This is a genomic window from Acidovorax sp. NPDC077693 (genome assembly GCF_044542805.1).
Lineage (GTDB): Bacteria > Pseudomonadota > Gammaproteobacteria > Burkholderiales > Burkholderiaceae_C > Acidovorax.
On the sequence record NZ_JBITVD010000024.1, the window covers coordinates 64,809 to 84,893 of the forward strand.

Annotated in this window: 22 protein-coding genes; 11 read left to right on the forward strand and 11 right to left on the reverse strand. The window is 66.9% G+C overall.

Annotated elements, in window-relative coordinates; translation table 11 throughout:
• Positions 1-9 precede the first annotated feature (9 nt).
• The 5 genes from ACIGHN_RS25880 to ACIGHN_RS25900 are packed head-to-tail and all read left to right on the forward strand — an operon-like array spanning position 10 to position 3,707.
• On the forward strand, positions 10-579 hold the full coding sequence (locus ACIGHN_RS25880) for a chalcone isomerase family protein (protein ID WP_396507015.1): 570 nt from the start codon (positions 10-12) through the stop codon (positions 577-579).
• Complete coding sequence (locus tag ACIGHN_RS25885) at positions 576-1,895, forward strand: MFS transporter (protein WP_396507017.1); 1,320 nt, start codon at positions 576-578, stop codon at positions 1,893-1,895. The genes ACIGHN_RS25880 and ACIGHN_RS25885 overlap by 4 nt, the downstream gene beginning before the upstream one ends.
• Positions 1,892-2,443: a DUF3833 domain-containing protein gene (locus ACIGHN_RS25890; protein WP_396507019.1), complete on the forward strand. Its 552-nt coding sequence runs from the start codon at positions 1,892-1,894 to the stop codon at positions 2,441-2,443. Before ACIGHN_RS25885 ends, ACIGHN_RS25890 begins: the two co-directional genes overlap by 4 nt.
• Entirely contained in the window at positions 2,440-3,222 is a 783-nt protein-coding gene (locus ACIGHN_RS25895; RefSeq protein WP_396507021.1) for an SDR family NAD(P)-dependent oxidoreductase, read from the forward strand. Before ACIGHN_RS25890 ends, ACIGHN_RS25895 begins: the two co-directional genes overlap by 4 nt.
• Entirely contained in the window at positions 3,219-3,707 is a 489-nt protein-coding gene (locus ACIGHN_RS25900; protein WP_396507023.1) for a nuclear transport factor 2 family protein, read from the forward strand. The genes ACIGHN_RS25895 and ACIGHN_RS25900 overlap by 4 nt, the downstream gene beginning before the upstream one ends.
• 146 nt (positions 3,708-3,853) lie before the next feature.
• On the opposite strand, the gene ACIGHN_RS25905 is transcribed toward ACIGHN_RS25900, so the two are convergent.
• The 8 genes from ACIGHN_RS25905 to ACIGHN_RS25940 all read right to left on the reverse strand — a co-directional run bounded on the left by ACIGHN_RS25905 (position 3,854) and on the right by ACIGHN_RS25940 (position 11,488).
• Positions 3,854-4,759 carry a sugar phosphate isomerase/epimerase family protein gene (locus ACIGHN_RS25905; RefSeq protein ID WP_396507025.1) on the reverse strand — a complete coding sequence of 302 codons (906 nt, stop codon included), beginning with the start codon at positions 4,757-4,759 and terminating at the stop codon, positions 3,854-3,856.
• A gap of 23 nt (positions 4,760-4,782) precedes the next feature.
• Positions 4,783-5,694, reverse strand: a complete 912-nt coding sequence (locus tag ACIGHN_RS25910) for a 4-hydroxyphenylpyruvate dioxygenase (RefSeq protein WP_396507027.1) — start codon at positions 5,692-5,694, stop codon at positions 4,783-4,785.
• A gap of 39 nt (positions 5,695-5,733) precedes the next feature.
• A complete protein-coding gene (locus ACIGHN_RS25915; RefSeq protein ID WP_396507029.1) occupies positions 5,734-6,642 on the reverse strand; it encodes a shikimate dehydrogenase in 909 nt (302 codons plus the stop codon).
• A 58-nt stretch (positions 6,643-6,700) separates the two neighbouring features.
• The gene (locus tag ACIGHN_RS25920; protein ID WP_396507031.1) at positions 6,701-7,705 is read right to left on the reverse strand and encodes a TRAP transporter substrate-binding protein; all 1,005 of its coding nucleotides are present in this window, start codon (positions 7,703-7,705) and stop codon (positions 6,701-6,703) included.
• Between the two features lie 89 nt (positions 7,706-7,794).
• Positions 7,795-9,075 (reverse strand): TRAP transporter large permease, encoded by a 1,281-nt coding sequence (locus ACIGHN_RS25925; RefSeq protein ID WP_056411165.1) that lies wholly within the window; start codon positions 9,073-9,075, stop codon positions 7,795-7,797.
• Between the two features lie 46 nt (positions 9,076-9,121).
• The gene (locus ACIGHN_RS25930; protein ID WP_056411168.1) at positions 9,122-9,742 is read right to left on the reverse strand and encodes a TRAP transporter small permease; all 621 of its coding nucleotides are present in this window, start codon (positions 9,740-9,742) and stop codon (positions 9,122-9,124) included.
• Between the two features lie 305 nt (positions 9,743-10,047).
• The gene (locus ACIGHN_RS25935) at positions 10,048-10,782 is read right to left on the reverse strand and encodes a TetR/AcrR family transcriptional regulator (protein ID WP_056422241.1); all 735 of its coding nucleotides are present in this window, start codon (positions 10,780-10,782) and stop codon (positions 10,048-10,050) included.
• A gap of 91 nt (positions 10,783-10,873) precedes the next feature.
• Positions 10,874-11,488, reverse strand: a complete 615-nt coding sequence (locus tag ACIGHN_RS25940) for a glutathione S-transferase N-terminal domain-containing protein (protein ID WP_396507034.1) — start codon at positions 11,486-11,488, stop codon at positions 10,874-10,876.
• 132 nt (positions 11,489-11,620) lie between these two features.
• Between ACIGHN_RS25940 and purB the strand changes: the two genes are divergently transcribed.
• The 3 genes from purB to ACIGHN_RS25955 are packed head-to-tail and all read left to right on the forward strand — an operon-like array spanning position 11,621 to position 15,304.
• Positions 11,621-13,000 carry an adenylosuccinate lyase gene (purB, locus tag ACIGHN_RS25945; protein WP_056411172.1) on the forward strand — a complete coding sequence of 460 codons (1,380 nt, stop codon included), beginning with the start codon at positions 11,621-11,623 and terminating at the stop codon, positions 12,998-13,000.
• A 46-nt stretch (positions 13,001-13,046) separates the two neighbouring features.
• Entirely contained in the window at positions 13,047-14,741 is a 1,695-nt protein-coding gene (locus ACIGHN_RS25950) for a tetratricopeptide repeat protein (RefSeq protein WP_396507036.1), read from the forward strand.
• A gap of 2 nt (positions 14,742-14,743) precedes the next feature.
• Positions 14,744-15,304, forward strand: coding sequence for a YaeQ family protein (locus ACIGHN_RS25955; protein ID WP_396507038.1), 561 nt, complete (start codon positions 14,744-14,746; stop codon positions 15,302-15,304).
• Between the two features lie 144 nt (positions 15,305-15,448).
• Here the strand turns inward: ACIGHN_RS25955 and ACIGHN_RS25960 are convergent, their stop codons facing one another.
• Both ACIGHN_RS25960 and ACIGHN_RS25965 read right to left on the reverse strand, forming a co-directional pair.
• Positions 15,449-15,754, reverse strand: a complete 306-nt coding sequence (locus tag ACIGHN_RS25960; RefSeq protein ID WP_396507040.1) for a DUF2007 domain-containing protein — start codon at positions 15,752-15,754, stop codon at positions 15,449-15,451.
• Positions 15,755-15,902: 148 nt separating this feature from the next.
• On the reverse strand, positions 15,903-16,349 hold the full coding sequence (locus ACIGHN_RS25965; RefSeq protein WP_396507041.1) for a DUF3717 domain-containing protein: 447 nt from the start codon (positions 16,347-16,349) through the stop codon (positions 15,903-15,905).
• A gap of 493 nt (positions 16,350-16,842) precedes the next feature.
• Here ACIGHN_RS25965 and ACIGHN_RS25970 point away from each other — a divergent pair, with 493 nt between their 5' ends.
• The 3 genes from ACIGHN_RS25970 (at position 16,843) to ACIGHN_RS25980 (ending at position 18,580) form a co-directional block, all read left to right on the forward strand.
• On the forward strand, positions 16,843-17,577 hold the full coding sequence (locus ACIGHN_RS25970) for a TerC family protein (protein WP_056411178.1): 735 nt from the start codon (positions 16,843-16,845) through the stop codon (positions 17,575-17,577).
• A 90-nt stretch (positions 17,578-17,667) separates the two neighbouring features.
• The gene (locus ACIGHN_RS25975) at positions 17,668-18,126 is read left to right on the forward strand and encodes a hypothetical protein (protein ID WP_056411179.1); all 459 of its coding nucleotides are present in this window, start codon (positions 17,668-17,670) and stop codon (positions 18,124-18,126) included.
• 100 nt (positions 18,127-18,226) lie between these two features.
• On the forward strand, positions 18,227-18,580 hold the full coding sequence (locus ACIGHN_RS25980) for a phage holin family protein (protein ID WP_396507043.1): 354 nt from the start codon (positions 18,227-18,229) through the stop codon (positions 18,578-18,580).
• Here ACIGHN_RS25980 and ACIGHN_RS25985 read toward each other — a convergent pair.
• On the reverse strand, positions 18,548-20,080 hold the full coding sequence (locus tag ACIGHN_RS25985) for a M48 family metalloprotease (RefSeq protein WP_396507045.1): 1,533 nt from the start codon (positions 20,078-20,080) through the stop codon (positions 18,548-18,550). The two genes, ACIGHN_RS25980 and ACIGHN_RS25985, sit on opposite strands and share 33 nt — an antisense overlap.
• Positions 20,081-20,085 lie beyond the last annotated feature (5 nt).

Genomic DNA, 20,085 nt, shown 5'->3' on the forward strand with positions numbered 1-20,085 from the left:
GGCACACCGATGAATGCTATTAAAAACATAGTTATTGCCGCTTGCCTGGCAAGCGGTACGGCCATTTTTTATGCGCAACCCCTGTTCGCGCTGGAAGCCGAGGCGGCCGGCCCGCTCTCTGGCGCCCGCCTGGTGGGCCAGGGCACGTTGAGCTTCCTGGGGTTCGATGTGTACCGTGCGCGCCTGTGGGCCGCGCCCGGGTTCGACGCCAGCGACTACGCCGCCCACCCGCTGGCGCTGGAGCTGACCTACCACCGCGGCTTCTCGGCCGATGCCATCGCCAAGCGCTCGCTCGACGAGATGCGCCGTGTGGGCAGCTTCACCCCCGAGCAGGCCGCGCGCTGGCAGCAGGCGCTGCAGGCCGCTCTGCCGGACGTCAAGCCCGGCGACCGCCTGCTGGGCGTCTACCAGCCCGGTGCGGGCGCGGTGTTCCGCATGGGCGGGCGTGTGGTGGGCGAGGTGCCCGACGCCGAGTTCGCGCGCCTGTTCTTCGGCATCTGGCTGTCGCCCAAGACGTCGGAGCCGGCGCTGCGCCAGGCACTCATCGCCTCGCCCCGCAACGCAGGGTCGCCCCCGTGACCCCGCAGGCCCTGCAGTCGCCGCTGCGCGCCGGGCAGGGCCTGGCGTATGGCCTGCTGGGCCTGCCGCTCGCGTTCGTCGCGCTGCCGCTGTACGTGCTGCTGCCCAACCACTATGCGCGCGAGTTCGGCATGCCGCTGGCCACGCTGGGCGGGCTGCTGCTGGCGGCGCGGCTGCTCGATGCCGTGTCCGACCCGCTGCTGGGGCGGCTCTCCGACCACCTGTTCGGCCGCTCCGCGCGCGCCGTGCTGGCGGTGGGCGCCGTGTCGGCGGTCGTGATGGCGCTGGGGCTCACGGGGCTTTTCTTTCCGCCGGTGCAGGGGGTGCGTGCGCTCACCGCCTGGGCGTTTGCGGCACTGGTGGTGACCTACCTGGCCTACAGCCAGCTGGGCATCGCGCACCAGTCCTGGGGCGCGCGCCTGGGTGGCGACGAGCTGCAGCGCAGCCGCATCGTGGCCTGGCGCGAAGGCGCGGCCCTGGTGGGCGTGGTGCTGGCCTCGCTGCTGCCCGCGCTGGCGGGGCTGCCGGCCATGCTGGGCGTGTTCGCGCTGACGCTGGGCCTGGGCTGGTGGGCCTGGAGCCGGGCGCCCCGGCCGGCCACCCACGCCGCTGCGGCGTGGCAGCCGGCGCACGCAGCACCACAGCCCGCGCTGTGGCGCCCGTGGCAGCGCCCGGCGTTTCGGCGCCTGCTGGCCGTGTTCGTGCTCAACGGCATTGCCAGCGCCATCCCGGCCACGCTGGTGCTGTTCTTCATCCAGGACCTGCTGCAGGCCCCGCCCGCGCAGGAGCCCCTGTTCCTGGGCATCTATTTCGTGTGCGCCGCGGTGTCGATACCGCTGTGGCTGCGCGCCGTGGCGCGCTTCGGGCTGGCACGCACCTGGCTGGCGGGCATGCTGCTGGCCATCGCGGCGTTCAGCGGCACGGCGCTGCTGGGCGCGGGCGATGTGTGGCCGTTTGCGCTGGTGTGCGCGCTCTCGGGCGTGGCGCTGGGCACCGACCTGGCCCTGCCCAGTGCGCTGCTGGCCGGCGTGATCGCGGCCGAAGGCGACAGCGGCCGCCACGAGGGCGCGTACTTCGGCTGGTGGAACCTGGCCACCAAGCTCAATCTGGCCCTGGCCGCGGGCCTGGCGCTGCCGCTGCTCGGCGCGCTGGGCTACGCGCCCGGTACCCGCAGCGAGGCCGGCCTGCAGACCCTGAGCCTGGCCTACGCAGTCCTGCCCTGCGCGCTCAAGCTGATGGCCGCCGTGGCCCTGTATGCCCTGATCCTGCGCCGCCTCCCGGCGGGCGCAGCCCTTCCCCTGCGAGGTACCCCATGACACTGAACCGACGCCACCTCCTCGCCGCCGCCGCGGCCGCCGCCAGCCCCGTGCTGCTGGCGGGCTGCGCCAGCCAGAACCTCGAGGGCTACGCCAGCGAAAAGCCGGTGCTCGACCTGGCCCGCTACTTCAACGGCACCATCGACGCCCACGGCATCTTCCAGGACCGCAGCGGGCAGATCGTCCGCCGCTTCACCGTGGTCATGGTCTGCAGCTGGACGGGCGACCAGGGCGTGCTGGACGAGGCCTTCACCTATTCGGACGGCACCACGCAGCGGCGCGTCTGGCGCCTCACGCGGCTTGCCGACGGGCGCTACACCGGCACGGCGGACGACGTGATCGGCGAGGCAAAAGGCCAGACGCGCGGCAACGCCTTCCGTTGGAACTACACGCTGGCCCTGCCCGTGGACGGCAAGGTCTACCACGTGGACCTGGACGACTGGATGTACCTCATGGACGACCGCGTCATGCTCAACCGCGCCACCATGAGCAAGTTCGGCGTGCGCCTGGGTGAGATCACCTTGTCCTTCACCAAGCGCGCGCCATGAGCCTGAACCCGCCCCAGCGCGACTGGCACGGCTGCCGCGCCTGGCTCATCGGCGCCTCCACCGGCATCGGCCGGGCCACGGCGTCGGCCCTGCATGCGCGGGGTGCGCGCGTGGTGGTCTCGGCCCGCGATGGCCAGGCGCTGCAGGAGTTCGTGCGCGAGCACCCCGGCAGCGAGGCGTGGCCCCTGGACGTGGCCGCGCCCGAGCAGGTGCAGGAGGTGGCCGCGCAGGTGCTGGCCGGCGGCGCAGTGGACCTGGTGTGCTACTGCGCAGGCACCTACCGCGAGATGCGCGCCACCGAGTTCGACCTGGCCGACATGCTGCGCCACCAGCAGACCAACTACACCGGCGTGCTCCACGTGCTGGGCGCCGTGCTGCCGGCCATGCTGGCCGCCGCCGCACGCGGCCAGCCCGGGCACCTGAGCGTCATCAGCAGCGTGGCGGGCTTTCGGGGCCTGCCCAAGAGCCTGGCCTACGGGCCCACCAAGGCCGCGCTGATCAACCTGGCGGAGGCGCTGTACCTGGACCTGCACGACCTGGGGATCGGCGTGAGCGTGATCAACCCCGGGTTCGTGTCCACGCCGCTCACCGCGGGCAACGACTTTCGCATGCCCGCACTCATCACGCCCGACGCGGCGGCCGCGGCCATCCTGCAGGGGTGGGGAGAGGGCCAGTTCGACATCCACTTCCCCAAGCGCTTTACGCGCGTGATGAAGGCGCTGCGGCTGCTGCCGTATGGTTGCTACTTTCCGGCGGTGCGCCGCTTCACGGGACTATGACCACCAGTTTCTCGCCCCCTCCACCGCCCGTCACCACCGGCGGCGCGCCCGCGGCAACGCCCGAGGCCGTGGCCCGCGTCGTGGCGTTCTTCGAGCAGCTGTCCCCCGCCGATGTCGCGCACATCGGCCGCCTGTACGCACCGGCTGCGCGGTTCAAGGACCCGTTCAACGATGTGCAGGGCGTGCCCGCCATCCAGGGCATCTTCGAGCACATGTTCACGTCGCTGCAGGCGCCGCGCTTCGTCGTCACCGGCCAGGTGGTGCAGGGCGACCAGTGCTTTCTCACCTGGGACTTCGTGTTCGCGTTCCGCAATTTCCACCAGGGCGTGCAGCAGACGGTGCGGGGCGCGTCGCACCTGGTGTTCGACAGCCGGGGGCTGGTCACGCTGCACCGCGACTACTGGGATGCGGCCGAAGAGCTGTACGAGAAGCTGCCCGTGGTGGGTGGGCTGATGCGCTGGCTCAAGCGGCGCGTGAACAGCTGATGGCTTCCGCTTGCAACAACACCCATCGTTCACCGTTCGCGCAGTGCCCGCCCGCACGCAGCGCAGGGCTTCGACAGGCTCAGCCCGAACGGCCGGGGTTGAACGGCCCTATGCAGACCCCCTTGCACGGCCGGGGCTGATAGCGGTCAGCCCCGCGCCCGCAGCCGCGAGTGGCCGGGCAGCGGCACCGCGCGCTGCAGCACGCCTTCGGCCAGCCACACTGCGCTGTCCCACGCACGCTGCGCCACGAAGGGCAGCGGCAACTGCTGGTAGTCGTCGTTGAAGACCTCGAAGCTGTAGTCGCCCTGGTAGCCCATGCCGTCGAGCGTGCGCACCAGCTCGGCCAGCGCCTGGCTGTGCACGCCCTCGCCGGGGAACACCCGGAAGTGCCGCGCGGTGTCGATGCGCTCCTGCACCGTGCGCGTCTCCTGCCACATGAAGTCCGACAGCTGCACCAGGTAGATCTTCTCCGGGTCCACGTCGCTCAATGCCGACAGCGGCGTGCTGGTGGCGAACTGGTGGTACGAGTCGATGGCCAGACCCAGGTTGGGACAGTCGGCCTGCTCGACCGCGGCCCAGGCCTGGTGCACCTCGTTGATGTGCCGGCCCCACGACAGGCCCTCGAAAGCGATGCGGATGCCGTGCGGCAGTGCCAGCAGGGCGAGCTTGCGCAGGTCGCGCGCAATCGCGTCGGTATCCGCCGTGGCGTGCGACGAGGTGGAGCTGCAGGCCAGCAGCACCGGCGCGCCCAGGTCGCGCGCCATCAGGATCATCTGCTTGGCGATGTCCACCTTGTAGCTGTGCAGGTGGCCCGACAGGCCCTCGAAGTCGCGCAGCACCTGAAAGCCGGTGACGCGTAGCCCGCTGCTGCGCACCGCGTTCACGGCGGCCTCGATGCCCTGGGGGTGGCCCACGATGTCGCGGGCGGCCAGCATGATCTGGCCAAAGCCTGCGGCTTGGATGGCGGCGAGCTTGGCCTCCAGCGGGCCGGCCAGGCTGATGGTGTCCATGCCGAAATCGGCGACGTTGCGTTGCATGGTGGATGTGCGCATGGCGGCTCGGCTCCGGTGCGGGGTCAGCGCTGGTCCAGCACCAGCTCGAAGCTGGGCGCTCCAGCCTCGGCCCGCGTGAGCGCGCCACGGGTCTCGGTGTGCACGCCGGTGGGCGACTCCACGAAGTCCACACCGCGTGCGCGCAGCGCGTTCACCGTGGCCAGCACGTCGGGCGTGCCGAAGGCCACGCGCTGCAGCAGCTCCTCGGGGTCGGCGTCCAGCGCATCCACCAGCGGCTCGATCAACTGCCAGTGCAGCGTGCCGCAGGGGCTGGCCAGGATGCGGCCGTGCGTGAGCACGCCAAACGATGTGTCGGGCGACAGCTCTGCAAAGCCGAACAGCTCGCCGTAGAAATGCGCCCAGTCCTGCGCGCGGCCCAGGCCGATGTACTGCACCACGCCGAACAGGTGCAGGCCCTGCATCGCAGGCGACAGGCCAGACGGTGAGGGCTGCACCGTGGGGATGGACACGAAGTCCACGTCGTAGATCGAAAAATCCTTCCAGCGGTCCACGAAGTAGATGCGGCTGGCGCCCACGCCATGGATGGCAGGGATGTTGAGCTCCATCACCTCGACCTCGGTGTGCACGGCCCACGCGCCCAGCGCGAGCACGCGGCGGTAGGCCGCGGCGGCATTGCCCACGCGGAACGCCACGGCGGTGAGCACCGGGTGCTCGGTCAGCGCTGCGGGTGCGTGCACGCCGGTGCGCTCCTCGTCCTGGTGCGCGTTCACGATGATGTTCATATCCCCCTGGCGGTACAGCAGCACCTCGCGCGAACGGTGGCGTGCCACGGGCTGAAAGCCCATGCGTTCGAGGGCCTGGCCCAGCGCCTGCGGGCGGCTGGTGGCGTATTCGATGAACTCGACGCCCTGCAGGCCCAGGGGGTTGGGCATGTCGCCCAGCGCTTCGCGGGCGGCCATCATCGGGGTGCTCATGGGTTCAACTCCTTGTGTTGTGCCGCGCGCGCGTGGGTGTCAGCGGGCGCTGACGAGGCGGCGGAAATGCGCGTCCATGCGCGCGGCGTCGGGGGCTTCGCCGGTGAACAGTTCGAACGCGCCCACGGCCTGGCCCACGGCCATGCCGCCGCCGTCCGACACGCGGCAGCCCAGCGCGCGTGCGGCCTGCACCAGCGCGGTGTCGAGCGGGAAGTACACCACCTCGGACACCCACATCGCGGGGCGCAGCAGGCCCACGTCCAGCGGCAGGCCGGGCAGCTTGTCCATGCCCGTGGGCGTGGCGTGGATGAGGCCGCTGGCGCTGGCCATGGCGGTGGGCAGGTCTGCAGCCTGTGCCCGTGCGCCATACAGGGCGTTCACGTCGGCGGCCAGCTGCGCTGCGCGTTCGGGCTGGGCATCGACGATGCTCAGGCGCTGCGCGCCCAGGCGCAGCACGGCGTGGGCGATGGCAGCGCCTGCGCCGCCCGCGCCCAGCAGCAACACGTGCGACAGGTCGGCCTGGGGCAGTGCGCGGGTAAAACCCCACGCCCAGCCCGAGCCGTCGGTGTTGTGCCCCACCAATTGGCCATCGCGGATCACGACCGTATTGACCGCGCCCATGGCCTGGGCTTCTTCGGAGAGTCTGTCCAGGTACGGGATCACCGCCTGCTTGCAGGGGTAGGTGACGTTGCAGCCCGCGTAGCCCATGATGCGCGCGGCGGACAGCAGCGTGGGCAGTTCCGCGGCCGACGAGGCCGAGCGGTCCAGGTCGATGAGCTGGTAGTGCAGGCGCATGCCGTGGTGCCGCGCTTCTTCTTCATGCAGCGCGGGCGACAGCGACTTCTGGATGCCGGCGCCGATCAGTCCGATCAGTACCTTGCGGGGGCTCAGGGGCGGCATGGCAGTCTTTGCGGGAGCGGTCGGGGGATCGGAGAGCAGGGTGCTCATGGGGGATAGGCTTGGGTGCGCTGCGCCAGCGCGCAGCGCACGGGGTGGAGGTAGCGTGTTACTTGGTACCGCGCAGCTTGGCCAGCGTCGAATAGACCTCTTTCACGGTCTCGGCGCCCACCTTTTCGCTGTGCTTCTCGACCACGGGCTTGACCTTGGCGCGCAGCTTGTCGAGCTCTGCAGCGGGGAACTCGGTGACCTGCATGCCGGCCTTCTTGAGGTCTTCCAGCGCCACGTTGGCCTGCACGCGCGAGACGCCGCGCTGGAACGTGGTGGCCTCGGCCATGGCTTCGGTCACGGCCTTCTGGTCCGCGGGGCTCAGGCTGTCCCAGAACTTCTTGCTCACGATGACGGCCTGCGGGTTGTACATGTGGCGCGTGATGGTCAGGTACTTCTGCACCTCGGCGAACTTGGACGACAGGATGGTGGAGACCGGGTTCTCCTGGCCGTCCACGGCCTTTTGCTCCATGGCGGTGTAGAGCTCGGGGAAGGGCATGGGCACGGCGTTGGCGCCCAGCGCGTTGAACATGTCGATGTAGATCGGCGACTGGATCACGCGGATCTTCAGGCCCGCGATGTCCTCGGCCTTGGTGATGGGCCGCTTGCTGTTGGTCACGTTGCGAAAGCCCAGCTCCCAGTAGCCCAGGCCCACCAGGTTCTTGGCCTGCAGTTTGTCCAGCAGCTTCTTGCCGAAGGGGCCATCGGTCACGGCATCGGCTTCTTGCGGCGAGGCGAACAGGAAGGGGAAGTCATAGATGCCGAACTCCTTGGCCTGGGCCGAGAGGATGCCGGCGTTGAGCACCGTCATCTCCACCGTGCCGCCCTGCAGGGCCGAGACGGTCTGCAGGTCGCCGCCCAGCGTGCCGCCGGGGAACAGCTTCACCGCGATGCGGTTGTTGGTCTTGGCCGCGACGAGGTCGGCGAACTTCTGTGCGCCCTGCGCCTGCGGGTGGTCCTTCTGGTTCTGGAACGCGAACTTGATGGTGCGCTCCTGCGCGTGTGCGGCGGGCAGCAGCGATGCGGCGACGAGGGCGGTGGCCAGCAGGGTCTTCAAGAGTTTCATGGATGTCTCCTTGGGTTTTTGGGCGGTGCAGAAACGACGACGGAAAAGGGTTGCTCGGTGTGCGTGGAATGCTCGGATTGGCGGGCGTATCAGCCGCCCAGCCAGCGCATGGGCACGGTGACGAGCGAGGGGAACAGCACCATGAGGAACATCACGATGAACTGCGCCAGCATGAACGGCATGACGCCGCGCGTGACCTGGCCCATCGAGATGCGGCCCACGCCGGCCACCACGTTGAGCACGGTGCCCACGGGCGGCGTGATGAGGCCGATGGAGTTGTTGATGATGAACAGCACGCCGAAGTACACGGGGTCGATGCCTGCGGCCTTGACCACCGGCATGAGCACGGGCGTCATGATGAGGATGGTGGGCGTCATGTCCATGGCCGTGCCGACCACCATCACGAGCACCATGATGGCGATCAGCAGCAGCGTGGGGTTGCCCATGAAGGGCTCCAGCATGCCGATGACCTTGGCAGGCAGGTCTGCCACGGTGATGAGCCAGGCCGACACCATGGCCGCAGCCACCAGGAACATGATCACGGCGCTGGTGCGGGCCGCCGTCTTGAAGATGACGATGAGCTGGCGCCAGGAGAGTTCGCGGTACACCACCATCGAGACGACGAGCGCGTACATCGCGGCCACCACGGCGGCCTCGGTGGGGGTGAACACGCCCATGCGCAGGCCCACCAGGATGATGATCGGCAGGCCCAGCGCCCAGCCAGCCTCGCGCAGGGCGACCTTCAGTTCAGCCCGCGTGGCGCGCGGCGGCGGGGTGACGTGTTCGCGTCGGCCCACCCACCACCAGGTGAAGGCCAGCGACAGTGCCAGCAACAGGCCCGGGAAGATGCCCGCGAGGAACAGCTTGCTGATGGACACGTTGGCGGCCACGCCGAAGATCACGAAGCCGATGGACGGCGGGATGATGGGGCCGATGACGCCGGCCGAGGCGATGAGGCCCGCAGAGCGCTCCTTGCTGTGGCCTGCGACCACCATCATCGGCAGCAGCAGCGAGGTCAGCGCCGCCGCGTCGGCCACGGCCGAGCCCGACACGGCCGACAAAATCACGGCGGCCATGATGACCACGTAGCCCAGGCCGCCCGGGATGTGGCCGACCAGGGCCAGCGCGAGCTTGACGATGCGGCGCGACAGGCCGCCCACGTTCATGATCTCGCCGGCCAGCATGAAGAACGGCACGGCCAGCAGCGGAAAGCTGTCGGCACCGTTGATCACGTTCTGCGCCAGGATCTGGGCATCGAACAGGTCCAGGTGCCACATCAGCGCCACGCCGCTGAGCAGCAGCGCATACGCAATGGGGATGCCGATGGCCATGGCCACCAGCAGAGAGCCGAGGAAGATTGCGACGGTCATGGAAAGAGTGCTCCGGGCGGTTTGTTCTCAGGGCGTGAACACGTATTCAGGGCTTGCCCGAGCCCGGCGCGCTGCGGCCGTCCAGGCTCTGCGCCATGGCAGCGGCATCGGCTTGCTGTACGTCGCGCTGGATCTGCTCGAGCGCGGCGGCTTCTTCGCTTTCCTGCACCATGACCAGTTCGCGGTCGGTCAGCGGCAGGAACAGCGTGCGCAGCAGGTCGCGCAGCAGGATGGCAATCGCCGAGGCGCCCATGAGCACGCCGCTGGCGTAGAAGATGCCCACCGACGCGCCGGTGACCGGGGCCTCGGTCTCCCAGTTGATGACCGTCTGCGCCCAGCTGCCCGTGAGCAGCAGCCACGATACGTAGATCATGGCCACCTGGGCCAGCACGAGGCAGATCTTCTTGCCCAGGCGCGGCAGCCGGGCCACCATCGCGTCCACGCCCAGGTGGCCGTGTTCGCGCAGCGCCACCACGGCGCCCATGAAGGTCAGCCAGACGAAGAGCCAGCGCGACAGCTCCTCGGACACGGTGATGCCCGAGTTGAAGGTGTAGCGCAGCACCACGTTGCCGAAGACGAGCACCACCATGATGGCCAGGCACAGGCCGGAGAGGGCGTCGAGGGCGCGGGTGTAGCCCCGCAGAACGCGGTCGGCCAGTGCAAACATGGTGTCTCCATTCTTGTCGTTGATGCGCTGGAAATTATTTTGTACGAACTGGTTAGTATTTGATCTAGGTGCAAACCCTGGACCGGGGAGTGCGATAAAGAATGAGGAACGGGAACGGGAACGGGAACGGGAACGGGAACGGGAACGGGAACGGGAACGGGAACGGGAACGGGAACGGGAACGGGAACGGGAACGGGAACCGAGGGCGGGGGCAGCCTGAGCGGGCCGCACGGCCTGCGCAACCGCCGCCACGCCGCGCCGGGAGCGTCCCCCCGCGGGGATGGCGCGCAGCGCCTCAGGGGGGCTTACTTCACGAAGCGCACGATCATCTCGATGATCGAATCGCGGCGCGCCGCCGTGGCGTCGGCGGAGTCCAGCGAGCGCTTGAAGATCGCGCCGAAGGTGTGGCGGTTGGCCACGTTGAAGAAGCACAGCGCCGAGATGGACATGTGCAGGTCCAGCGGGTCCACGCCCGGGCGGAACACGCCGCTGGCCACGCCGCGCTGGTAGACGTCCCGCACCGCGTGGATCACCGGGATGTTGAGCTCCTGGATGGTGGTGGAGCGGCTGATGAACTCGCCCCGGTGCATGTTCTCGTTCATCACCAGGCGGATGAAGTCGGGGTTGGCCAGCTGGTAGTCGACCGTGAAACCCACCAGCGTGCGCAGGGCTTCCTCAGGTGCCAGGTCTTCGAGGTGCAGCTCCGCCTCGATGCGCCGGATGCGGCGGTAGGCGTCTTCCAGCACCGCCACGTACAAGCCTTCCTTGCTACCGAAGTAGTAGTAGATCATGCGCTTGCTGGTGCTGGTGAGCGCCGCGATCTCGTCGATGCGGGCGCCGGCCAGCCCCTTGTCCGCGAACTCCGCCGTGGCCACCTGCAGGATGTTAGCCATGGTGCGGTCGGGGTCGTTCACGCGCACACGGTCGGCGCCGGGCGTGGCGGCGGCGTCGCGCGCCGCGCGCTGCCGGCCGGCACGGGTGGTGGCGGCGGCCTTGACGGTCTTGGCGGGCTTGTTCGGGTTTTGAACCATTTCGTTCATAAGCTTCGTAGCATACGGCACGCCATGGATACCCTCGGAGTGGCGCGGCCGCTGCGCCGGTGCCCGGCGGCGGCCCCCAACGCAGGCAGGCTCAGGACGGCCGGGTGTCCGCGAAGCTCGGGCGCAGCATGAGCTTGTCGAGCAGCTTGGCGAGGTTGGGGTACCCGCCGCGCCAGGCGATCTCGGGGAAGCGGAACTCGAGCCAGCCCAGGGCGCAGCCGACGGCGATGTCCGACAGGCTCAGGTGGATGCCGCTGCAAAACGGCTTGTCGCCCAGGCCCTGGCTCATGGACTTCAAGCTGTCGTTCACCTTGCGCAGCTGGCGGTCGATCCAGGCCTGGCTGCGCTCGCTGTCCTTGCGGTGGGCCCAGGTGGCTTCTAGGCGCGCCAGGATGGCGGCGTCCACCAGGCCATCGGCCAGGGCTTCCCAGGTCTTGACCTCGGCGCGCTCGCGGCCCTGGCTGGGGATGAGCTTGCCCACGGGCGAGAGGGTGTCGAGGTACTCCACGATCACGCGGGAGTCGAAGACGGCTTCTCCGCCTTCCATGACCAGGCAGGGCACCTTGCCCAGCGGGTTGGAGGTGGCAATGGTGGTGTCGTCCGCCCAGACGTTCTCTTGCACGAACTGGTAGTCGAGCTTTTTTTCCGCCATCACGACGCGCACCTTGCGGACATAAGGGCTGGCAGTGGCTCCGATCAATTTCATGGTGTGGCTTCCAGTGCGCGGTAGTCTGAACAATCGAGTTTGATTCTATCGGCTGCGACTTGGCACCATCGCCGGGCGGGCGGCAGGTGTGGCAAAGCCGTGACACTGGCCCAACACCTACAATGGCGCGCCATGAGCCTGTCCACCATCACCGCCCTGTCGCCGCTTGACGGCCGTTACGCCAGCAAACTTGCCGCCCTGCGCCCGATCATGAGCGAGCACGGCTACATGCACCGCCGTGTGCAGGTGGAGGTGGCCTGGTTCATCGCCCTGTCCGACGCGGGCTTTGCCGAGTTCAAGCCCCTGACCACCGGCGCTCGCGCCTACCTGCTGGGCCTGATCAAGAACTTCTCCGAAGCCGACGCCGCGGCGATCAAGGAGATCGAGAAAACCACCAACCACGACGTGAAGGCCGTGGAGTACTGGATCAAGAGCAAGTTCGAAGCGCGCCCAGAACTGGAGAAAGCCTCCGAGTTCGTGCACTTCGCCTGCACCAGCGAAGACATCAACAACACCAGCCACGCGCTGCAGCTGCGCTCGGGCCGCGACCAGGTCGTGCTGCCGGGCCTGGACCGCATTGTGCTCAAGCTGCGCGAGATGTCGCACGCCTACGCCGACGTGCCCATGCTCAGCCGCACCCACGGCCAGACGGCCAGCCCCACCACGGTGGGCAAGGAGATGGCCAACGTGGTCATGCGCCTGCAGGCCGCCAGCGAGCGCATCGCCAGCGTCAAGATCATGGGCAAGATGAACGGCGCCGTGGGCAACTATAACGCCCACCTGTCCGCCTGGCCCGATTTCGACTGGGAGGCCTTCAGCAAGAAGGTCATCGAGACCCCCGAGCCGCTGGGCCTGGGCCTGACCTTCCAGCCGTACTCCATCCAGATCGAGCCGCACGACTACATGGCCGAGCTGTTCGACGCCGTGGCGCGCGCCAACACCATCCTGATCGACCTGTCGCGCGACATCTGGGGCTATGTGAGCCTGGGCTACTTCAAGCAGCGCCTGAAGGCCGGCGAGATCGGCTCGAGCACCATGCCGCACAAGGTCAACCCCATCGACTTCGAGAACGCCGAAGGCAACCTGGGCCTGGCCAACGCGCTGCTGCGCCACCTGTCGGAAAAGCTGCCGATCAGCCGCTGGCAGCGCGACCTGACCGACAGCACGGTGCTGCGCAACATGGGCGTGGCGCTGGGCTATGCGGCGCTGGCGTACGCCTCGCTGCTGGCGGGCCTGAACAAGCTCGAGTTGAACGAAGAAAACCTGGCCGACGACCTCGACGCGGCCTGGGAAGTGCTGGCCGAGCCCATCCAGACGGTGATGCGCCGCTTTGGCGTGCAGGGCGCGTATGAAAAGCTCAAGGAAGTCACGCGCGGCAAGACGGTGACGGCCGAGGCCCTGCACGGCCTGATCCGTTCGCTGGAGATTCCCGAGGCGGAGAAGGAACGCCTGCTGGCCATGACGCCGGGCAGCTACACAGGCAAGGCGGCGGAGCTGGCCCGCAGAGTGTAGTGACGGGTTGTATGCGGCAGAGCAGTTCCAGCGAGCGCACGACTTTATGACTATGCCTTTTGTGGGGGGGCGTTGGTCTAAAGAATCAGTTTTTACGCTTCTTGTCATTCTTGCTATTTCGGGCGTCGGGTCAGCTTTGTACGGCCCGTATCTTCAGAATCCGTTCGTCTTTGACGACGGTAACCTGTTCTTTTCGTCGAGACTCACAACTGCGGCCATAGAGCCTTGGGAGCTAGTTACACGCTCGTTGCCGTATTTCACCCTCGGTTGGGTGCAAACGCAATATGGAAGCATGGAGGCGCATCGGCTGATCAGCTTGGTGTTGCATATTCTGGTCGCTTGGCAGCTCTATCGGCTGATCAAGCAGATGCTTATTCTGGATATGAATCGAGCGGTGCCTATCGTCGCCGCCCGTCACCAAGCCTGCGCGGTTGCAGCAGGACTGGCCGTTGTATTCATTGTGCACCCGGTGGCTGTGTACGCCGCCGGTTATCTGATTCAGCGCACCACGGTCATGGCCACGCTGTTCTCATTGGTCAGTTTGCGCTACTTGCTTACTGCACTGCAAGAGGGCAGTTTAGTGATGGCTATGCGGTCGGCATTGATGTCATCCCTGGCAATGCTTTGCAAAGAACATTCTGTGACTGTTCCATTTGCAGCGTTGTCTCTTGTTCTGCTCTTGGACCGGATAGATCGGCGAACAGTGTATATCTGTGCCGCATTTGTATGTGCAAATTTACCTGCAGTGGCACTGGTGCTCAGCGTTGGGATAGGATTTGTTGGTCAGCCCTATGAGCCTAAACTGAGCGACTTGCAAGGGGAAATCTACGGAATTCCCGTATTCAAAGGAAGATGGGATCGTTGGCTATTTTCTGCATATACGCAGGCGCAACTTTATTTCCAATATTGGGTGCAGTGGCTGGTGCCCTCCACCACTCGAATGTCGGTGGACTTGAGGGTCGATTTTCTCGAGCCTTGGACTCCCCTGCGCGCTTGGCTGCAACTTGCGGTGTTTGCGGCGATTCCTTCTGGGGCTATTGCGCTCTCCCTTTTGACTGGGAAGTACCGCTTGTTTACGTTTGGTCTCGCATTCAGCGCGTTGCTGTTCATGGTTGAGTTCAGCCTTGTGCGTTTCCAAGAACCTTATGTGCTTTACCGTAGCTACATCTGGGCCATCGGATATGCAGCCACAATTGCCGCACTGGCCCGGCACCTCGCGCGGCGCTGGATATTTGCAGTGGCAGTGGTTGCAATACCTCTGCTATTTGTGCAATCTCAAGATAGGCTTGAAAGTTTTTCTTCGCGTGCTGCACTTTGGGAAGACGCTGCGGCAAAGCTACCAACGAATGCAGTTGCAGGAGCGAGTCGCATCTTTTTCAACCGCGGCAACGAGCGGTTTCAAACCGGTGATGTCGAAGGAGCGCTGTCGGACATCGGCAAGGCGATTGAGCTGAGTCCAAAAAACTCCAGCTTCTACATTGCACGCGCTTCAACCTTGACCAGGGCAGGTCGTGCCGGCGATGCAATTCATGATCTGGATTCTGCTGAACGCCTCAGCCCCGACGAAGCACCCCGAATCTGGTTTGAGCGATTTCGCGCGCTTCATGCCCTGAATCACCCTGAAGCAGAACAAGCACTGCAAAATGCTGCGCGTTTGGGGAGTTTCCCCGCACGATACTTCATTGAGAAGCGTCGGAGCAACGGGGCTGATGTGAAAGTATTTATTGAAGGAACCCGCTGAGAATGGCCATCAAATCAACAATATTCAAAGCGAATCTTCAACTTGCCGACATCGACCACGGCTACTACGCCGACCACGCGCTCACCCTGGCCCGCCACCCCAGCGAAACCGACGAGCGCATGATGATCCGTCTGGTGGCCCTGGCCATCCAGGCCCACCAGCTCAACGACCTGTGCAAGGGCGACGGCACGCTGACCTTTGGCGCGGGGCTGTCCGACCCGGACGATCCCGATGCGTCGCTGACCGACTTCACCGGCCGCAAGCGCGTGTGGATCGAAGTGGGCCAGCCGGAGGACAAGCCGCTGACCAAGGCCTGCAGCAAGTCGGACGCGGTGATCGTCTACTGCTTTCACCATGCGGCCGAGGTGTGGTGGCGGGGCATCGAGACCAAGCTCTCCCGCCTGGACAAGCTGCAGGTCTGGCGCATCCCCAGCGAGGCATCCCAGGCGCTGGCCCAGTTGGCCGAGCGCAGCATGCAGCTGCAGGCCACGGTGCAGGAGGGCGCGATCACCCTGAGCAGCAACCAGGGCAGCGTGCACGTGGAGCCCGTGCGCTGGAAGTGATGCCGGATTCCAGGATTCAGCGTTCAGCAATAGGGAAAAAGGCAGCTACCGCATGATAGGTGGGCGCTAGCAGCTATTAATTTGATAGTGATTGCATCGCATCGCATTCAGCTGCGCTGAATTGCTTCGCTCTGGCGGTGCCGGTCATTCGCGCGGCATGAGCGCGCCGCATTGCCAGCACTGCTCGAAACCGCCCTCCACCATCTCGCCGCAGCGGCAGTCCCAGCGGCGCTGGGGCAGGTCCTCCAGTGCCTGGAGCAGACTGCGGGCAGGGGTGGCGTGTTCGTCGTACTCCAGCCAGATCTCGGGCAGGCACTGGTCGGGCGGCAGGTGGCCCGCTGCCGCCCCCAGGTACTGGCGCTGTACCGACGCCGCCATGCCCGCCTCGCACAGCAGGTCTGCCCAGAGCGTGGCAATCGCGATGTTCGGGGCTTGGGTCAGGCGCAGCATGGGCCCACCATAGCGGTTTGCTCCCGTGGCGTACAGCCCTGCGGCCTCTTCCGTTGCCCCTGCCGCTCCTGTTCCCCTGCGTGTTGCACGTTCAGCGGGTCGTGCAGGACTGACAGCCAGGGTGACAGCAGCCGACCGCCAGCCTTCTTCAGGAGGCGGCCTCGGCAGCAGCAGCGGACCGGGTTGACGCGCCTTCGGCCGCACGCTCCGCGTACCGGTTGAAGCGCCAGGCCGAGTGCTCCAGCGTGATGCGCCGCCACACTACGCGCTTTTGCGCCGGCGTGAATGCGGGCCAGAACTGCACTTCGTCAAACGTGCGCCCGCAACCTTTGCACAGGTCATCGCCCTGGCTGGTGGAGCAGATGGCAATGCACGGCGTATCGGGCGTGGTGTCGTACCAGGCCTGCCATGCGGCATGGGCCTCGGTGGTCACGGCCGCTTCGTCGACCTCGTCCTCGCGCCGGAACACCATGAGCGCGTACAGCTCGCCCAGGGCGCGGATCTCCGGCGCCAGGCTCACGCCATCGGGCGACGGGCGGCACCTCCGCCAATGGTTGATCGCAGCTTCGATGTCGGTGATGTGGAGAACGGCCATGGAGAAAGATCAGAAGGGGCTGGATCATAGCTGCCCGCCCCCGGGCCTCCTGCCAGCGGTGTTATTTGCCTGCCGCGGGCGCACTGGCAGAGATTCCGGGGTACCGCTGTACGCATTAACCACAACGAGCCGCCCTTGCGCGCAAGCGCTGGCGATGTTCCAATCGCAGCTTCGAAGGGGAGTAGCTCCCGACTTGCCACCCGGCACGGCCAGACACCTGGTCCTGGGGGTGGCGAGGCATCGGAACCGTCGTCAGTACGAAGCGCGCACCGCGCTTCCGGCGGTCCGGGCCAGGCGCACTCACCATGCTCCGGGCTGAGCAAGACCTTTGATGGGCCCTGCACAGGGCTGATCAAGGCCGTCCTTCGCATATCCATGCCCTTCTCGGGCGCGCCCTTGATCCTCTCATCGCAGGCCCTCTATCCCTTGGACGGACTCGGCGCTACAGTGGCACCGGGATCCTCCTTTCGCGCGCATTGATACAGAGGAATTTATGGACTTTTTGGCTTCGCCCGAATTCTGGATCGCCCTGGGGCAGATCATCATCATCGACATCCTGCTCGGGGGCGACAACGCGGTGGTCATTGCGCTGGCCTGCCGCAAGCTGCCGCCCGCCCAGCGCACCAAGGGCATCATCTGGGGCACCGCCGGTGCCATCATCCTGCGCGTGATCCTGATCGCCTTCGCGATGACACTGCTGGCGCTGCCGTTCCTCAAGTTCGTGGGCGCGCTGCTGCTGGTCTGGATCGGCATCAAGCTGCTGGCCCCCGATGAAGACGGCCACGGCGACGTGCAGGGCAGCGACAAGCTGCTGGCCGCCATCAAGACCATCATCGTGGCCGACCTGGTCATGAGCGTCGACAACGTCATCGCCATCGCCGGCGCCGCCCAGAATGCGGGCGAACACTCGTTCCTGCTCGTGGTGCTGGGCCTGCTCATCTCCATCCCGATCATCGTCTGGGGCAGCCAGCTGGTCATCAAGCTCATGGAGCGCTTCCCCCTGATCATCACGGCCGGCGGCATGCTGCTGGGCTGGATCGCCGGCGGCATGCTGGTCACCGACCCCGTGTTCGCCAACCCCGACAAGTGGCAGTGGATGGTCAAGCTGCCGCAGACGGACCTGATCCGCTATGGTGCGAGCGTGGCAGGTGCACTGCTCGTCCTGGCAGCCGGCAAGTTCGTCCTGTCGCGCCGCGCAGCCGCCGCTCCTGCCGAGCAGCAAGGCTGATCGCCAGGCGCTATCGGGCGCTCTTTGGAATCGACCCGGGGCCTGGGGGCATGTCGCCCTCCGGGCCTTTGGCTCTCAACAGGAGATGGTATGGACAGAGTCATCGTGTATGTGGACGACGCGGCATACGCCGAACAGGTACTGGCGCCGTTGTTTGCCCGGGATGCCACGAAGCATACCCAGTGGGTGCTGGTCGCCTGCGCTCCCCGCATGACCCACCGCATCAGCAAATGGGTGAGCCACAGCGCGCGCGAGAACTGGCGCGCCAAGTGGGCCGACAAATTGTTCTCGCAGATCCTGCCCGCGCTGCGGGCGCCCGCGAGCAGCGTGACCACCGTGGTGGCCAAGGGCCCGCTGGTGGAGCTGACCGAGCAGCTGCAGGCAGCCCAGCCGTCCGCGGCCCAGGTGGTGGACGCCCGCCGGCCCAAGTCCGACACCCCCGAAGCGCAGGCCGCCGCAGGCCGCCGCTGGTCGTCGCCGCGGCCGGGCACGCTGCTGGGCAGCCTGCTCACCGGCTTTGGCGCCCTGTGGGTGCTGGCACTGGAGTAAAAAAAGTGCTGGACAGCCCGCTTCATGGCGCGGGTTGGCATGCTGAAAGGGCCCTCACGGGCCCTTTTTCGTTGTGGCTGGCCGGTGCTATTCTTTGGCCATGAAACTTCTTCTCAAATGGCTGCTGAGCGCAGCGTCGCTGCTGTTCGTGGCCTACATCTACAGCGGGGTCGAGGTGAAAAGCTTCACGTCGGCCCTGATCGCGGCTTTCGTCATCGGGCTGTTCAACGTGGTCCTGCGGCCCGTGCTGGTGGTGCTGACCCTGCCGGTCACCATCGTCACGCTGGGGCTCTTCCTGTTCGTCATCAACGCGCTGATGTTCTGGGCCGCCGCGGCCGTGCTGGACGGCTTCCACGTGCAGGGCTTTGCAGCCGCCCTCATCGGGTCGCTGATCTACACCGTCCTGGGTGTTCTGATCGAGTCAGCGCTCGGCGGCCTGTTCTCGAAGAAGTAGCTCCACCGCGCGCAGCCGCGTGTCGACGATGGACGCTTCGATGTGGTCCACCTGCGGCCCGCCGCGCCGTGCCAGATCCTGCCCGGCCTTGAACCGGTCCACCGCCGCCGCATAGTCATAGCGGGCGGCGTGGGCCTCGGCTTCGGCACGCACGGCGCGCAGCGGCTGGCCCTGGGCCTGCCAGCTGGACGCCAGCAACTGCCACACCGTCGCATCCCGGGGGTGCGTCGCCACCCAGGTCTGCAGCGCCCCCGTGCCCTCGGCAGCGCGCCCGAGCCGCAGCAGGGCCTGGGTGCGCAGGGCCAGGTCCGGGCGGCGTGGCGCGCCTTGCTCTGCAGGCAGCGCATTCAATGCCGCGGCGGCGTCGCCCGCGGCCAGTTCGATTTCAGCGCTCAGCAAGCGGGCCAGTCGATGGGCAGCGGGGTCGTTGCGGGCCAGTTCGCCCAGCTTCCTGGCCGCCGAGCGCGCACCCTGCGCATCCCGCAGTTGGTTGCTGCCGAGGGCTGCCGCATACAGCACGGCAGCGCGGCGGTTGGCCGGCAGCGAGGCAAATCCCGTGCCCTGAGGCTCGGCCACCCACTGGCGCAGCGTGTCGACCCCGGGGTTGGACAGCACCCGCGCACGCGCTGCCACCATCGCGTGCTCCATCGTGCCCGCCGGCGCCGCTGTGGGCGCAGCCGCCGCGCCGGGCGGCATGCGCGAGTGCATGTCTGCCATGCGCTCGCTGGTCAGCGGATGGCTGCGCAGATAGGGCCAGGAACCGTTGTCGTTCAAGCGGTTGGCCTGCTGGAGCTTCTCGAACATGCTCACGAAACCCTGGGGCGCAAACCCGGCCGGCGCCATCAGTCCGTAGCCGATCCGGTCCGCCTCGCGCTCCATGTCGCGCGAGAAATTCAGCTGGTTCTGCATGGCCAGCGCCTGCCCGCCGACCACCAGGGCCTGCGTCGCGCCCGGGTTCTTGCTGGCCGCCAGCGCGCCCAGGATCATCGCCCCCAGGAGCAGGGGCGTCTGCTTGCTTTGCTGAGTGATCAGGCGGGAGATATGGCGCTGCGTGACATGGCTGAGCTCATGGGCCAGCACCGAAGCCAGCTCGTCGCGCGTGGTGACCACCCCGATGAGGCCCAGGTGGACCCCCAGATAGCCGCCGGGCAGCGCAAACGCATTCACCGTCCGGTCACGCCCGAGCAGAATCTCCCACGCAAAGCGCTCGTCCAGCTCCGGCGAGAGCTCGCCACGGGCTTTGGCAGCTGCCACCAGCGGCTGCCAGATGCCCTGGACATAGTCGCCCACGACGGGGTCGTCGATGTAGTCGGGGTCGCGGTAAAGCTCGCGGATGATGCGGTCACCCAGCCGGCGCTCGGCGCTGGTGGTGAGGTCGCTGGAGTCGCCGAGGGTGGGGAGGGACGACTGTGCATTTACCGAAACCAAACCGGCGAGTAGATTTGCTCCAAAAACAGCAATCAGCGCTTTGTGAAGGGTGGCCCGGCTCATTGAATGCATAGTTC

What these genes read in the sequence shown, in the direction of transcription:
- ACIGHN_RS25880 (WP_396507015.1), top strand. Translation starts at nt 10, where the DNA reads ATGAATGCTATTAAAAACATAGTTATTGCCGCTTGCCTGGCAAGCGGT.
- ACIGHN_RS25890 (WP_396507019.1), top strand. Translation starts at nt 1,892, where the DNA reads ATGACACTGAACCGACGCCACCTCCTCGCCGCCGCCGCGGCCGCCGCC.
- ACIGHN_RS25895 (WP_396507021.1), top strand. Translation starts at nt 2,440, where the DNA reads ATGAGCCTGAACCCGCCCCAGCGCGACTGGCACGGCTGCCGCGCCTGG.
- ACIGHN_RS25900 (WP_396507023.1), top strand. Translation starts at nt 3,219, where the DNA reads ATGACCACCAGTTTCTCGCCCCCTCCACCGCCCGTCACCACCGGCGGC.
- ACIGHN_RS25905 (WP_396507025.1), bottom strand. Translation starts at nt 4,759, where the DNA reads ATGCGCACATCCACCATGCAACGCAACGTCGCCGATTTCGGCATGGAC.
- ACIGHN_RS25910 (WP_396507027.1), bottom strand. Translation starts at nt 5,694, where the DNA reads ATGAGCACCCCGATGATGGCCGCCCGCGAAGCGCTGGGCGACATGCCC.
- ACIGHN_RS25915 (WP_396507029.1), bottom strand. Translation starts at nt 6,642, where the DNA reads ATGAGCACCCTGCTCTCCGATCCCCCGACCGCTCCCGCAAAGACTGCC.
- ACIGHN_RS25920 (WP_396507031.1), bottom strand. Translation starts at nt 7,705, where the DNA reads ATGAAACTCTTGAAGACCCTGCTGGCCACCGCCCTCGTCGCCGCATCG.
- ACIGHN_RS25925 (WP_056411165.1), bottom strand. Translation starts at nt 9,075, where the DNA reads ATGACCGTCGCAATCTTCCTCGGCTCTCTGCTGGTGGCCATGGCCATC.
- ACIGHN_RS25930 (WP_056411168.1), bottom strand. Translation starts at nt 9,742, where the DNA reads ATGTTTGCACTGGCCGACCGCGTTCTGCGGGGCTACACCCGCGCCCTC.
- ACIGHN_RS25935 (WP_056422241.1), bottom strand. Translation starts at nt 10,782, where the DNA reads ATGAACGAAATGGTTCAAAACCCGAACAAGCCCGCCAAGACCGTCAAG.
- ACIGHN_RS25940 (WP_396507034.1), bottom strand. Translation starts at nt 11,488, where the DNA reads ATGAAATTGATCGGAGCCACTGCCAGCCCTTATGTCCGCAAGGTGCGC.
- purB (WP_056411172.1), top strand. Translation starts at nt 11,621, where the DNA reads ATGAGCCTGTCCACCATCACCGCCCTGTCGCCGCTTGACGGCCGTTAC.
- ACIGHN_RS25950 (WP_396507036.1), top strand. Translation starts at nt 13,047, where the DNA reads ATGACTATGCCTTTTGTGGGGGGGCGTTGGTCTAAAGAATCAGTTTTT.
- ACIGHN_RS25955 (WP_396507038.1), top strand. Translation starts at nt 14,744, where the DNA reads ATGGCCATCAAATCAACAATATTCAAAGCGAATCTTCAACTTGCCGAC.
- ACIGHN_RS25960 (WP_396507040.1), bottom strand. Translation starts at nt 15,754, where the DNA reads ATGCTGCGCCTGACCCAAGCCCCGAACATCGCGATTGCCACGCTCTGG.
- ACIGHN_RS25965 (WP_396507041.1), bottom strand. Translation starts at nt 16,349, where the DNA reads ATGGCCGTTCTCCACATCACCGACATCGAAGCTGCGATCAACCATTGG.
- ACIGHN_RS25970 (WP_056411178.1), top strand. Translation starts at nt 16,843, where the DNA reads ATGGACTTTTTGGCTTCGCCCGAATTCTGGATCGCCCTGGGGCAGATC.
- ACIGHN_RS25975 (WP_056411179.1), top strand. Translation starts at nt 17,668, where the DNA reads ATGGACAGAGTCATCGTGTATGTGGACGACGCGGCATACGCCGAACAG.
- ACIGHN_RS25980 (WP_396507043.1), top strand. Translation starts at nt 18,227, where the DNA reads ATGAAACTTCTTCTCAAATGGCTGCTGAGCGCAGCGTCGCTGCTGTTC.
- ACIGHN_RS25985 (WP_396507045.1), bottom strand. Translation starts at nt 20,080, where the DNA reads ATGCATTCAATGAGCCGGGCCACCCTTCACAAAGCGCTGATTGCTGTT.